This window comes from Neobacillus sp. Fa239, from assembly GCF_055395235.1.
In genome coordinates, this window is the sequence record NZ_AP041611.1 from 2,451,192 (window position 1) to 2,465,994 (window position 14,803).

9 protein-coding genes and 1 pseudogene are annotated in these 14,803 nt (G+C 36.6%); 7 read left to right on the forward strand and 3 right to left on the reverse strand.

Annotated elements, in window-relative coordinates:
• Nucleotides 1–330: 330 nt before the first annotated feature.
• Together ACZ5XR_RS11790 and ACZ5XR_RS11795 are read right to left on the reverse strand one after the other, a co-directional pair.
• Entirely contained in the window at nt 331–1,350 is a 1,020-nt protein-coding gene (locus ACZ5XR_RS11790) for a DUF3231 family protein (protein ID WP_464501838.1), read from the reverse strand.
• 479 nt (nt 1,351–1,829) lie between these two features.
• Nucleotides 1,830–2,834 carry a DUF3231 family protein gene (locus ACZ5XR_RS11795; protein WP_464501839.1) on the reverse strand — a complete coding sequence of 335 codons (1,005 nt, stop codon included), beginning with the start codon at nt 2,832–2,834 and terminating at the stop codon, nt 1,830–1,832.
• Between the two features lie 260 nt (nt 2,835–3,094).
• Between ACZ5XR_RS11795 and ACZ5XR_RS11800 the strand changes: the two genes are divergently transcribed.
• From ACZ5XR_RS11800 to ACZ5XR_RS11830, 7 genes and pseudogenes are all read left to right on the forward strand, one after another.
• Nucleotides 3,095–3,388, forward strand: coding sequence for a DUF3231 family protein (locus ACZ5XR_RS11800; RefSeq protein WP_464501840.1), 294 nt, complete (start codon nt 3,095–3,097; stop codon nt 3,386–3,388).
• A 16-nt stretch (nt 3,389–3,404) separates the two neighbouring features.
• Nucleotides 3,405–4,090: pseudogene (locus ACZ5XR_RS11805) on the forward strand (DUF3231 family protein).
• Between the two features lie 824 nt (nt 4,091–4,914).
• Nucleotides 4,915–6,348, forward strand: coding sequence for a group II intron reverse transcriptase/maturase (gene ltrA / locus ACZ5XR_RS11810; RefSeq protein ID WP_464497272.1), 1,434 nt, complete (start codon nt 4,915–4,917; stop codon nt 6,346–6,348).
• A 736-nt stretch (nt 6,349–7,084) separates the two neighbouring features.
• Nucleotides 7,085–8,518: a group II intron reverse transcriptase/maturase gene (ltrA, locus tag ACZ5XR_RS11815; protein WP_464501841.1), complete on the forward strand. Its 1,434-nt coding sequence runs from the start codon at nt 7,085–7,087 to the stop codon at nt 8,516–8,518.
• Between the two features lie 207 nt (nt 8,519–8,725).
• The gene (locus ACZ5XR_RS11820; RefSeq protein WP_464501842.1) at nt 8,726–9,667 is read left to right on the forward strand and encodes an MBL fold metallo-hydrolase; all 942 of its coding nucleotides are present in this window, start codon (nt 8,726–8,728) and stop codon (nt 9,665–9,667) included.
• A 224-nt stretch (nt 9,668–9,891) separates the two neighbouring features.
• Nucleotides 9,892–10,683 (forward strand): hypothetical protein, encoded by a 792-nt coding sequence (locus ACZ5XR_RS11825; RefSeq protein ID WP_464501843.1) that lies wholly within the window; start codon nt 9,892–9,894, stop codon nt 10,681–10,683.
• Nucleotides 10,684–11,029: 346 nt separating this feature from the next.
• The gene (locus ACZ5XR_RS11830) at nt 11,030–11,500 is read left to right on the forward strand and encodes a hypothetical protein (RefSeq protein WP_464501844.1); all 471 of its coding nucleotides are present in this window, start codon (nt 11,030–11,032) and stop codon (nt 11,498–11,500) included.
• Nucleotides 11,501–12,801: 1,301 nt separating this feature from the next.
• On the opposite strand, the gene ACZ5XR_RS11835 is transcribed toward ACZ5XR_RS11830, so the two are convergent.
• Entirely contained in the window at nt 12,802–14,391 is a 1,590-nt protein-coding gene (locus ACZ5XR_RS11835; protein WP_464501794.1) for an alkaline phosphatase family protein, read from the reverse strand.
• Nucleotides 14,392–14,803 lie beyond the last annotated feature (412 nt).

A 14,803-nucleotide genomic window follows, 5' to 3' on the forward strand; every position in this document is an offset into this window, starting at 1 on the left:
ATGATATTTCCTTATTCAATAAACGGGTAGCTTTAGTTAAACAAAAAAGACCAGAATGATGGTCAAGGGAGAATAAAAATGGTTCATTTTAATATCGGAGATATGATTTTCCAATTAATTTACATCCTTATTCTTATTATCTTGGCAGTGTTTGTTGTACGGTTTCTATACAGATGGAATAAGAAAAAGAGGCGATAGTTCTTATCGCTTCTTCAACTAAAGGATGCAGTTTAGTGGAACAAGGGAGATGGAATTTTGTTTTTCTTTGCCCTATGAAGTGCAGCAAATGAAAAAGCTAGGAATCGTTCCTAGCATCCAGTTTCTGAAATATTATTTTTTGCTCCTTTCTTTTGCAAGCGAGTCACGGTCACTTGCTGTTGGAGGTTGCTCTAACCATCCATTTTTTATCATTAGGTTTGCACCGTCTTCTGCAAATTGTAAAAGTTCTAAAATTAGTCGTATGTAATGAGCACCTAAATCTCTTCTTGAATTGACACTCAAAGCGGAACCATAAAATGAAAGGGATAATTGTGTAGACAATAGAATTTGGTACATCATATATTTATCTGAAAAGGTCATAGAAGTAGAGCTCGTGATCATCGATTGCCAAGAAACAGGCGAATTTAATTTATCTTCTTTAAATACCGATTCAAATATTTTTATGTGTTTATTGGCAATGTCAAGTCCCCTCATGAAATATTGACGAACCTCTTTGGATTGGGCTACTTGGATGAATCCCACTTTTAAAGCAGCATGTAAATGCATTTTTAGCATGTTGAAAGTAATATCTCCTATTTCGATAGCATTCAGAGGGCGACGATCTCCCAACCATCCCGTTAAAAAACTTTGGTGCTTTACAAAATCGATTGATTCGGGTGGTGAAATAACAGGAGGTCGTACAAAAAGTCCTTTCGAAAGCATTAAATCAATGGATTGTTCAAAAAGATCCATCGTTTCGGACATACAGGTTATGTAATATTTCCGTAAGTCAGAACGAATCGAAGTACCAACAGACAAAGAATATCCAGTCATACCTTGCAAAGTCATGATATAAATATAATTTAGGTAGAACAGGTCTTGAAAAAGACGAGGTGCCTGAATGTTTACGTCATCTTTTTCTGTAAACCCATGTGGGATAGGATAATTTTCATTTACCATGAATTCTGTAATTTTTTGGACATGCTTTTGGGATAATCTAAGGGCAGTTTGGTAGATTGATTTGACATCGTGATCTTCAATATGCTCCAGTGCATAACGAAAAAAACAAATGGACATGGTATCAAAAATGTATTGAGTCCAAAGGCTTGCCATTTCTGGAGCAGTTAATCGAATCGGGTTATTTGTCTCCAAGATTTTCCCTCCAATAAACGAACTTGTACATTGTTTTTATTGTTTTCTCAGAGGTGGAAAATATGTAAAAAATTAGAAATCTCTTAAATCAAAAGATTTTACTGATGAGAAACAAGGTGTAGTTTTGATAAAAATAGTATTTATTGAAGTTTTTTTACAAATAAAATTTAACATGGTTCGATGCGGGTGGTTCAGTAATTCCGATTATTATCGGGATACATTTATAGCTTAACTAGTGTGATTCTTTAAGATGTAGTTTGCCTTTTTCTAATCTCACAAAAAAATTGTGAAATAGTGCACTTAAAGAACGGGGGCTTTACTTTAACAACAAACAGGCTGTTTCGGCAGTCTTTTTTCATTCCCGTTACTCAACTAACTGGCAGATTAACTTAAGAAGGAAATAACTACTTTATGTTGAAATTATCCCTTAAATTAAAAAGTTTATTAAAAATATACCCCTCACTAATGAGGGGTATATCTTATTTATCTTGTGCAAGTTCTTTTCTATTGGGAGCAAGTGGTGGCTGTTCTAACCATTTGTTTTCCACCATAATATCGAACCAATTTTTTGTCAATGCTAATGTTTTTAGAATTGTCTTTTCATAAACGACAGCTAGGTCTGTTCGCATGGCTCCTGCTAGACCTGTACCGTAATATACTTGTGCAGTTTGACCCAAGAAACCCATATGATACAACATTAATTTATCTGAAAAAGGAGAGTCCTGTGACGTTGTAACCTCTGATTCCCACGACATTGGAACGGGCAAATTATCCTTGTGCAAAATACTTGCAAGGGCTTGTATGTTTTCATCTGCCTTTTTTCCTATTTCCTCAAAAAACGTTCTTATTTCTTCCGATTCAGCGACTTGACTGAACCCGATTGAAAGAGTTTTTGCCATAATGCTTTTTTTAATGTTAAGAGAAATACTGATTATTTCTGTAGCAGATAAAAGTCTCCCTTTTCCGAAGAATCCATCAGAAAAATCTTTGGTGGAAATATATTCAGGGTTCTCTTTAGGATAGAAATAGGGATCTCGTTGGAATTTTCCTTTTTTAAGCAATAACTCAATGGTTAAATCGTACATCCTTTTTGCATCATTATCACATGAATTGTAAAATTCCCGTAGGTCCTTTCTGACAGAAACACTTAAAGCAGTGGTATGACCCAACAAACCATGTATCGTCATTATATGTAAATAATTTAAGCAGAATGTGTCAGAAAACAATCTATCTGCACTCTTATTAAGATCGGACTCAGTAAATCCATTCGGAACTGGAAAACCATCTTTCTCAATGAAGGAAACAAGCTGCTTCTTTTGCTTTTCCCATGTCTCAATGGCAATTTCAAAAACATTTTTCACCTCTTCGTCTTCCAAAATAGAAATCATATATTTATTTACTATCTCGGTCATCGTTCCGTTTATATACTCCCCCCATAGTGTTCCAATTTCGGACGACGTAAGTTTTAAATTATCATTTTCCATTTGTTCTCACCTCTTTCGTATTTTTTACTGACTCAGAAATAGTTATGCGTTTCCTTGGACTTAAACCTCTTAGTTGATAATAGTTGAGCAGTTTCTTGTTGAACTAACGGGTGCTTATTTGAAAGATGGGATCGCTGCGGGAGATCCTGTTTTGTTGAACAAACGGTTGCAGTTTAGCACAATAAAGAGAATCGGTAGGAATATAAACATATTTAAGGGAGAATCATAAAAATATCTTTAAAAATGGAGTGATTTTCTAAATGAGTTCTCCTGAAAGTGTTAAACTTACTTCGTCAGAAATGGCTTCCTTGTGGAGTGAATACATCAGTCACACTCATAATAGTTGTGTTTTGCAATACTTTGTTGCAAAAGCAGAAGATATTGAAGTAATAGATGTTTTGAAAAAGACCTTTCAAATTGTAGAAAATCTTAAGGACAATACTAAGCAGATATTACAATCAGAAAATATTCCAATTCCAATAGGGTTTGGCAGTCAGGATGTTGATATTAATGCCCCGCGGCTATTTTCAGATTCCTTTTTTTTAAGTACATAAAAAATTATCAAGAATAATGGTAGTAACTTATGGTTTAATGTATACGTTGTCTACTCGTAAAGATATTAGAGAACATTTTAAGAAATACTTATCAGAAGCAACCATAGTTTTTGATGTTGTTAGTGATGTATTATTGGATAAAGGGTTATATACAAGACCCCCATTCATTGAACCGCCAAAGAAAACGGACTTTATTGAAAATAAAGATTATCTAAATGGGAAAGATTTGTTCGGAAACCAAAGATATTTAAATGCAGTTGAAATATCTCATTTATATGGAAATATTGAAGCGAATGTAATAGGCAATGCGTTAACCAAAGGTTTCGCACAATCAGCAGATTTTAAAGAAGTTCGTGAATTCATGCAAAAAGCAGCAGATTTATCTAAAAAAATTATTAATGAACGTACTCAATTTTTACAGGCAGTGACCTTCCTGCCCCTATGCCATCAGAACAACAAGTTTTCAGTTCGACGCAATCTCCGTTTTCGGATAAATTGATGATGTATCAAATTACTATTTTAACGGCTGCTGGACTTTCTGATTATGCTACATCATTAGCTACTAGTCAAAGGAATGATTTAAAAACGCATTACTTGGATTTGTTAGTTGATACAGCAAAATTGGCAAAAAAATCCGAATCTCTAATGATTGAAAATAGATGGAAAGAACAGCCACCTCAACAAGATAAAATCAAATATTAAAGATTAACTACCAGTCTTATCACTTTAAACTGTTACTATCTGTATAGCAGACAGTTTTTATTTTTAGTTGCCGTTTACTTCATTTAGTTGGAGAGCACAAAACAAGACTTTGTGAAATTTAGAACTGAACCTAATTGGGTGCTATTGTTAAGGATGATGATCGCTGCGGCGGTCTTTTTGTGCGACGGGCAGTCGCATAGAGTGTTAACTCAGTTAACACTCTTCTTTTCATTATCTGAAAGAGACGTCATCTCGGTGAAACGACTTGGAGAGGATAATGAAAATGAATCCCAGATGGTGAAAATCCATACCCGAGGAGACTGACCTAGCTCGGGAAGCTTAATCTAGGGCAACACCGTGAGGTGTTGTCTGAAGGAGATGCGGTAAATCGAGAGAACCGTAAGCGAATAGGTAGACCCTAATGCAATAAGTGTGAAGCACGGCGGCGAGATAAGTTGGCGACTTTTCGAAAAGTAAGGAAGCCCTCTCAAAAAGGCATTTCCTTTAGAAGTCAGAACGAGGAAATGTGACTTATAGCGTGATGGTGCAGGGTATGCTTAGAAGGGAAATGCGATGACCCCGTGAGAACTCCACCCTACCGAACAGGCAGGGTTCTAGTCTATAAGGGTAACCCGAAGTGACGAAGAATGGGTGGAGTAGTCAGACATTCTCATAGTACGGAAGTAACTTGATGACCATAACATCAAGTGAACGGAAGGGGAATGACCTATGGCTCCAAGTCATGAACAAGATGTAATGTTAACAATCATGTTACTGCGGTAAAACCGTTTGAATGTACATCAAGGAAAGGCGTGGAATACGCAATGAATCAAGAGTGGAAATTTAAGCTACACAGTGTTTATGGACAAATATTATTCGACCGAAGACTAACCCAATGCTTTGAACAAGTGAAAGCTAATAAGGGTGCAGGCGGTATCGATGGAGAAACAATAGAAAGTTATGAAGCTAATTTAAATGAAAACATCATGGCACTTTTAGACAGATTAAAGGCAAAGACCTATCAAGCTCAGCCAGTAAGGAGAGTTTACATTCCCAAGAAGAATGGGAAGAAACGACCACTTGGAATACCAACAATTGAAGATCGCATTGTACAACAAAGTGTAGTGAACGTACTTCAGCCCAAATTTGAAGATAATCTATTTCATAGTTGGTCAGTAGGTTACAGACCGAATCGTGGAGTTCAAAGAGCTTTACAAATAATTCTGTGGAATATTGAGCAAGGCTACAATCATATCTACGATTGTGATATAAAAGGATTCTTTGACAATATCCCTCATAAGAAACTAATCGAAGTTCTTAAGAAATATGTTTCGGACCGTACGGTCCTAGGGTTGGTTGAACAATGGCTGAAGGCTGGACACATGGAAGAAGGCAAACTAATCCACTCGGATTATGGAACCCCTCAAGGTGGTGTAATTTCACCACTTTTAGCAAATGTGTATTTAAATGAACTTGACTGGGAATGGGACTTGAACAACATTCGTTTTGTCCGCTATGCGGATGATTTTCTCCTCTTTGCAAAATCGAAAGATAGCATCGAGAGTGCAGCTTCTATAACTAGGGATAAGTTGAAAGAACTTGGACTTGAGATATCTAAAGAAAAGACTAAAATCGTCAACTTTAAGAAGGATGATTTTGATTTTCTAGGTTTCACGTTCCATCACTGGAGAAAAGGTAAGAAAGATAACAAGCTAGAATTTCATGTAACTCCAAAGGAAGAATCCGTCAAAGATTTTCGGTCGAAAATAAAGGACAAGACCCGTAAAACGCTTACGCTGAGTAAGGAAGAGTGGATTGAGCGAGTGAACCCAATTATCAGAGGGAAGGTCAACTATTACCTAACTATAGTTAATGCTATAAAAGATAATATTAGTCGAGGGATTCCAAACCACTGTATTACAAGGTGGGTTCGAAGAACCCTGAAATCTTTAGATGGATACATAAGGAAAAGACTAAGAGTAGCTTTTATTCATAGACATCCTTCCCAAAGAAAAGGGATGAAGATGCAAAGTATTTGGAATAATGCCTTCTTTCTTAACATCAATCTGATTCCAACTTATTGGCTCTATTTAAATAAAGCATATGGATACACAAAGGAACAATACCTAAGTGATATGTCCAGAAAAGTTAAAAGAGACATTCAGAATCGAATCAAACGAGCAAAAGCAAAAGGTGAGGAGTATTTCACACCTCACCGTGTCCAAAAGATGCAAAATGCCTGGAATGCATCCTCTTGATTAAATTGTAACATTTGGTAAGCCGTATGCCTTAATAGGGCACGTACGGTTTGATAAGGGGGAAGCCTTGAGAAAGGTTTCCCTACTTTATGTGCGACGGGCAGTCGCATAGAGTGTTAACTCAGTTAACACTCTTCTTTTCATTATCTGAAAGAGACGTCATCTCGGTGAAACGACTTGGAGAGGATAATGAAAATGAATCCCAGATGGTGAAAATCCATACCCGAGGAGACTGACCTAGCTCGGGAAGCTTAATCTAGGGCAACACCGTGAGGTGTTGTCTGAAGGAGATGCGGTAAATCGAGAGAACCGTAAGCGAATAGGTAGACCCTAATGCAATAAGTGTGAAGCACGGCGGCGAGATAAGTTGGCGACTTTTCGAAAAGTAAGGAAGCCCTCTCAAAAAGGCATTTCCTTTAGAAGTCAGAACGAGGAAATGTGACTTATAGCGTGATGGTGCAGGGTATGCTTAGAAGGGAAATGCGATGACCCCGTGAGAACTCCACCCTACCGAACAGGCAGGGTTCTAGTCTATAAGGGTAACCCGAAGTGACGAAGAATGGGTGGAGTAGTCAGACATTCTCATAGTACGGAAGTAACTTGATGACCATAACATCAAGTGAACGGAAGGGGAATGACCTATGGCTCCAAGTCATGAACAAGATGTAATGTTAACAATCATGTTACTGCGGTAAAACCGTTTGAATGTACATCAAGGAAAGGCGTGGAATACGCAATGAATCAAGAGTGGAAATTTAAGCTACACAGTGTTTATGGACAAATATTATTCGACCGAAGACTAACCCAATGCTTTGAACAAGTGAAAGCTAATAAGGGTGCAGGCGGTATCGATGGAGAAACAATAGAAAGTTATGAAGCTAATTTAAATGAAAACATCATGGCACTTTTAGACAGATTAAAGGCAAAGACCTATCAAGCTCAGCCAGTAAGGAGAGTTTACATTCCCAAGAAGAATGGGAAGAAACGACCACTTGGAATACCAACAATTGAAGATCGCATTGTACAACAAAGTGTAGTGAACGTACTTCAGCCCAAATTTGAAGATAATCTATTTCATAGTTGGTCAGTAGGTTACAGACCGAATCGTGGAGTTCAAAGAGCTTTACAAATAATTCTGTGGAATATTGAGCAAGGCTACAATCATATCTACGATTGTGATATAAAAGGATTCTTTGACAATATCCCTCATAAGAAACTAATCGAAGTTCTTAAGAAATATGTTTCGGACCGTACGGTCCTAGGGTTGGTTGAACAATGGCTGAAGGCTGGACACATGGAAGAAGGCAAACTAATCCACTCGGATTATGGAACCCCTCAAGGTGGTGTAATTTCACCACTTTTAGCAAATGTGTATTTAAATGAACTTGACTGGGAATGGGACTTGAACAACATTCGTTTTGTCCGCTATGCGGATGATTTTCTCCTCTTTGCAAAATCGAAAGATAGCATCGAGAGTGCAGCTTCTATAACTAGGGATAAGTTGAAAGAACTTGGACTTGAGATATCTAAAGAAAAGACTAAAATCGTCAACTTTAAGAAGGATGATTTTGATTTTCTAGGTTTCACGTTCCATCACTGGAGAAAAGGTAAGAAAGATAACAAGCTAGAATTTCATGTAACTCCAAAGGAAGAATCCGTCAAAGATTTTCGGTCGAAAATAAAGGACAAGACCCGTAAAACGCTTACGCTGAGTAAGGAAGAGTGGATTGAGCGAGTGAACCCAATTATCAGAGGGAAGGTCAACTATTACCTAACTATAGTTAATGCTATAAAAGATAATATTAGTCGAGGGATTCCAAACCACTGTATTACAAGGTGGGTTCGAAGAACCCTGAAATCTTTAGATGGATACATAAGGAAAAGACTAAGAGTAGCTTTTATTCATAGACATCCTTCCCAAAGAAAAGGGATGAAGATGCAAAGTATTTGGAATAATGCCTTCTTTCTTAACATCAATCTGATTCCAACTTATTGGCTCTATTTAAATAAAGCATATGGATACACAAAGGAACAATACCTAAGTGATATGTCCAGAAAAGTTAAAAGAGACATTCAGAATCGAATCAAACGAGCAAAAGCAAAAGGTGAGGAGTATTTCACACCTCACCGTGTCCAAAAGATGCAAAATGGCTGGAATGCATCCTCTTGATTAAATTGTAACATTTGGTAAGCCGTATGCCTTAATAGGGCACGTACGGTTTGATAAGGGGGAAGCCTTGAGAAAGGTTTCCCTACTTTATTTGTTGAACTAACGGAGCAGGTTAGTGAAAGAAGGAAATATCTAAAAAATGAAGAATTATTCAAATTACAATTGCTTTTACTCTTCCACAAATAAGGATTTAGAGGAGATAAATTAATGCCAAACAGTAAAGTTCAATCACCTTATTTCTCGCTGGAAAAACTTTCTGAAGGTGTATATGCTGCGATTGCTCGAAAAGGCGAAGGTGCAATGGGGAATTCAGGATTTATTGATATTGGAAATGAAGTGGTAGTTTTTGATACCTTTACCACCCCCAATGCTGCTAGAGAATTACGAAAAGTAGCAGAAGACATTACACAAAAAGAAATTAAATTTGTTTTTAACAGCCATTATCACGGAGATCACACTTTTGGAAATCAAATTTTTGAAGACGTAACAATCATCTCAACTCTAAAAACAAGGCATTTGCACGAACATAAAAATGTTATTCTTGATCCACAAAAAGAGATGGAAGAAATGAAGCAGTATCTGAAACAATTGGAGGAGAGACTAGCGATTGAGAGCAATCCAGTTTTGCAAACAAGCATCGAAAATCAATTAAAGGAAATGTTAAAAGTCTACGAGTCAATTCCTGAACTTCGTATTGTACTTCCTAATTTGACTTTTGAAAATAAGTTTGTTATTCACGGTAATACTCGAAATGTCGAGTTTTATTGTTTTGGGGGAGGACATACTTCTAGTGACGCATTTCTATATTTACCTGAAGAGAAAATTGCTTTTATGGGTGACATCGTATTAGAAAATCTACATCCTCCCATTTATGATTCTCAAGAATTTATTAAAAACTTAATGAAAGTTTCCGAGTTGGACATTCTTAGAATTGTTCCAGGTCACGGTGAGATCGTAACAAAAGGTCAAATAGATGTAATGTTAAACTACTTGTATCACCTTAATGCAAAAGTAATGTCTGCTTTAGAAAAAGATCAACCATTGGAACAACTTTTATCCGAAGATACACCTAAAGAATATTCCAATTGGACAGGGATTGATGGATATAATAGTAATTTAAAAACTGTGTATAATGAGCGTAAAAATTAATTAATAAATATATCGAGCATAGTACACTATTATATAAAGATTGTGAAGCGTTGTACTTACACTAACGGGGGCTTTAGCTTAACAACAAATGGGCTGTTTCGGCAGTCTTTTTTCATTCCCGTTACTCAACTAACTGGGCAGATTAGTTGAACAGTGGTTCTGATATACAAGGTTACATCGGGGAACAATAATCTCTAACATCTGCTGGAAAAAGGGGATTATTGATGAAAAAATTAATGTTATTTACCTTACTTGCATTTATAATTTTGAATCTCTCTCCAATTTATACTCACGCTGAAAAATATTTAAATAAAGACCCAATGAAAATTGCCAAAGAATTTGTACCGTCAAATTCATTGTTGGTAAGTCCTGAAGAGCCTGTGCCAACTAAGCCTATTCAATTTTATGACTTTAACAAAGATGGACAGAAAGAAATCATTATTACTTTTAAAGTAAGAGCAAAAAAACAACCTTCCCCTTCACAGTTCGGAGCAATAGTATTAAGAAAAGAAAATGAAGTATGGAAAAAAGTTTGGGAGACAAAGACACAGGGAGTAGGGCTACAGTATTCGGGGTTTGCCGATATTACTGGAGATGGCACTAAAGAGTATCTGTTCGGAGTAACAATGGGTGCAGCAGCAGGGAACAAGCTTGAGATTTTTAAATGGGGTAATAATTCTTTAGCAAAGATAGCAAATGTCCATTATCATAAGATGGAACTGCTTAACAATAAAAGCGTTGGAATAGCTGTTTGGCAATGGTTTATTGCAGAAACCTATTTGGTGGATGTTCTTAAATGGGATGGTCAAAACTTAACTCCTGATGAAAAATTATTTTCAAAATATTACCCAGTTATTGAAAAATTCCACAAAGATAAAATATCAAAAATGGATGCGTGGTATTACTGGTATACTCTTGCGGATGCTCAAATTAAAGCAAATTTATTTGATAAGGCGACTAAATCAATTCAAAAAGGAACCACTTTAGCAAACAATTTTCATTACCTGGTGATGTAGAATATTTTAATCAATTATTCAATCAATTAATCGACAAGATGGAGAAAAAGAAAAAATTGCGTAATGAGGTGCATTTCTGAAATAAACGGAAATGCTTTTTCAAATTGAAGATTGTGAAGGATTGTACTTACGCTAACGGGTGCGATTGTTCACTAAGAGCAGTCGCCTTTCTTGTTCCGCTAACGTGGCAGTTTAGTTTAATAAAGCATCATGTTAAAAAAAGTGTTTTGTATTGCGTAAAATAAGGTGCATGAAATTAGGACCATTTATATAAAAGTGATTTTTTGTTATTCCATGGGGGAAAATACCTTTTAAAAAGGGGATTGGTTTTTAGGAGGTTGAGGTATTGTCACTAGCGATTTGCGTGCTCATTACATGGTTTGTGATTATTGTACTTACACATATTCCGAAAAAATTATCCGAACTTGATATGCTATTCCTTTATTTTGTTAACACCATTTTTGACCTCAGTATATTTACGGTGCTTCATGTCAATCTTAAATGGATTGTGGTGAATCGTTCCTTTGAGGACGGAATAGCTGATTTAATAAGCCGTTTATTTATGATTCCGCTTGTATTTGTGATTACATCCAATATTCTTTTATATAATTGGAAATTTTTGAAATGGGTGATTGTCGCCCTCATTATTTTAAGTTTTATCCCGTTGCAGCTATTGCTAAAGAAGTTGGGAATGATCGCGACTCCTCATATGAATATGGCATATAGTTTGTTAATGTTTAGCAGTTATGCTGTTTTTTCGAGATTTATGGCATGGGTGATAGTCCGTGAGGGTCGAAAAGAAGGGAAGAATATATGAATATTTATGATAACCATTTCAACTCAAATGAATGGTTTATTATTATTGGACTGTGCATTGGAACGAGCGTAACGTTTCTTTTGCCAAAAAGATTCCCTAGAAAAACGGCGATTGTATTTTTTACTTGTGGCATATACAGCGGATTCTTCTTTGACCATTCTCTCAGTGTGGAACCTGTTAATTTATATGATGTAAATGACAATTCTTCTTATCAATTTATGGATTTCCTCTCTTACGTTTCGTATGGTCCGTTCAGTTACTTGTTTTTTTATTTCTATGACCGCTTTAGACCTAAATCGAATCCTATTTACATTCTTATTTGTTCTTTAATAAGCCTTGGAATGGAATGGTTGGCTACTTATGTTGGTGTCTTTCATTACAGGGAAGGATACAACCTGTCTTATTCATTACTTATATACTTGTTAGTTCAAAGCTGTTGGCTTCTAATATATCGTCGATACCATGGATCTATTTACAATTAAAATCCAATTCCTAATTAATTAGGTATTCCAGTATTGTGTATTCGAGATGATTTTTTTTAACTATTAACAAAATAAACACAATCAGTCTATAACGGGTTCAAAAGTTGAATTACTAACTGCGATTTTCGATGCTTTTCTTATTGAAGTAACGGGTAGCTATACTACAAGAAGGATTTTCACAAACATTAGCCGGCTCATAAATAAAACAGGGAATGAGGATCACCTCATTCCTTGTTTTGTGGTTCCATTAATTACTTTTACATTGCTTGTAATATAATTGTATAATTTGGTATTTAAAATAATTAGTATGAGTGCTAATAACTAGTGGATATCTACTTTATCTATAATTAGTTTAGTTATATTTATATTACTCGCTCTACTGATAGTGAAAAAACGATAGAGTAATAGAAAAGGAGAAAACGAGTGCCTGCTTCCTCCATATAATTCATAAAAACCCCACGTATGAACCAGCGATGTGTGTGTTGCTCCGTATGAATAGGGCATCAATGATTGAATTTTAGGTTCCTTAAAATGCGGGTTCCGGATATCAATTCCAATCTATATATTCAATGATAATGCACAGAGCTTCCTCATAACTGCTTGAAGATTTAACCCTTTTCCACATTTCGTGAGCCTGATCAGCCTGACCAGCCCTTATTAGTGCCAACCCTGTTCTGCCTACAATTGAAAAAATGTCTCCACTTTTCATGTACCGGGGCGTTTGTTTTATAAGCGAATTCACTAAAGCGAATTCTGTTTGAATTAAATTAAATGAAAATAAGCCGAGGACTAGTCCTCGACTGTTCCGTTTCTTCTTTACTATCTATCTTTTTTTATGTTTCTATCTTTTTTTTCAAATGACTCTTTTTCAATACCAGGTAATAATTGTGTATGTTCCTTTTGAACCGCTTGAAGCGCGTTAGTATTTAATCCAAGTTCTTTTAAAATTGTCGGAGCGATTTGGGTTGTTAGGACCGAATCAGTATTTTTCATTCCTTTTTCCATTCCAGGGATTGATACCAATAAAGCAACATTCGTATCATCTTTGCTGAAACCACCGTGTTCGGCAATCTTCTTGCCTGGTTTCGTGTAGATAACACCATCTTTAGGACGAATCACAATATCAGGTACTCTGGAATCTTTAGCAGGGTTATTAAATAACCATTTTGACCGGGTTGTCACATAGGAAGTGACTTCCTTAATGTTCGCTTGTTTCTTATTCTTATTGATCTGAGCTACTACTTCAGCCGTTTTCGATTGATCAGTTAGCCAGATCATTGCAATGTCGTCAGTAGTCATTTGCGCAATCAGATTGGACGGAACACCAGCAGTGATCAACTTTTCATCTGTTATGTTCAATTTAGCTGAATCCATAGGAGCTTGTCCGTGCTTAGCCGTCAGGATGATCATGGTTGAATCGTACAGGTTCTTTTTCTTCAACTCATTGACAATTTTGCCAATCGATTCATCGGTATGCTTCATCACCTCAGCAAGACCTGCACTGAATGTTCCTTTTCCATCTTTATAACCATTTCCAGGAAGTTTTTGCGCCACGCTGACTTCTTGGAAGTTCATGCCGAACAGGGCAGGGACCGGAGCTTTTTTTGTTCCGCTATGATCTTTTCCATCGATTTCATTCTCAATCGCTTTTACTTTTAAATCATCATTTGCTTCCGTTGTTTTGATACTCTTCGTTGCATCACCGTTGGCTGCGATTTCAGGTGTATATAAATCTTCAACACCTTTTCCGGACGGACCATTCAATAAATCATATGCCAAATGCTTATCCGCCCACGCAGTGTGCATTCCAGCCTTCTTGACCACTTCAAAAATGGTATTTACCCTTACGTAATTGTGCGGATATACCGGTTTTTTTGTCTTAGGGTCACGTGGGAGCATGGTTGGGTCGATGCCGCCTCCGCCGTCAATTTTGTTCAGATCCTTATCGATTGTCTCGTCATACAGGACGTTCGTTCCCGGCTTGTCGCCCATTTTCCAGCCGCTAGGGGGCAAAAGTTTTCTGTCATAGCTGTTGTCATAAAATACGCCGGTTGAGTTCGGTGAACCGCCGGTTACCATGGACAGTAGCCCTGGGAATGAGTCAGACGGCTTTGAAGTCGATGCATTGGAATACGTGATTCCATGATTGCTTAATGTAGCCATATAGGAATGCGAATTGTTTTTTATGTAGTTCGTAAGGTCAGCCGCATGCATGCCGTCAACACTGATTAATAATACATGTTTTATTTTGTTATACTGGTGACCGGCGCTTTTGACGGTGCTATGAACGGTAGATTTTGGTGTTGCCGCAAAACTAGGCGTTGCAAAAAGGCTACTCAATGCAACGATACTAGCAGCAAGTCCAAGTGCGGCTTTCCTCGATTTCATTTTCTTCCATTTTTTCATCATTTTCTTCAACTCCTCAAAATGTTTAATAAGTTCTATAAAAGAATAAAATTTGGTTGTTAAGTGTGAGTTAATATATTGTTAAGCAAAAGTTAAATGAAAGTATCAGTTCTGTTTCAGCCACAATTTTTTAAGGAATTAGACTCCAAAGCCTTGTTTTTAGTTCGTAATAATAAAATTGAAGAACGTTTGCAGATATTTCAGGTACGTGTTTAATAGTTGTGAATGTAGTCGTTAATCCGGCATTAGTAGTGCATTCCAAAGTGTAGGTTTTTGTAAACAAGTGAAATGTTAATAATCGGTACTTCAACAAATTGTGAAGTTTTTCACTTAAACAAACGGGGGCTTTACTTTAACAACAACTGACTGTTTCGGCAGTCCTTTTTCAATAACGTTATTAAGCTAAAGTTGCAGG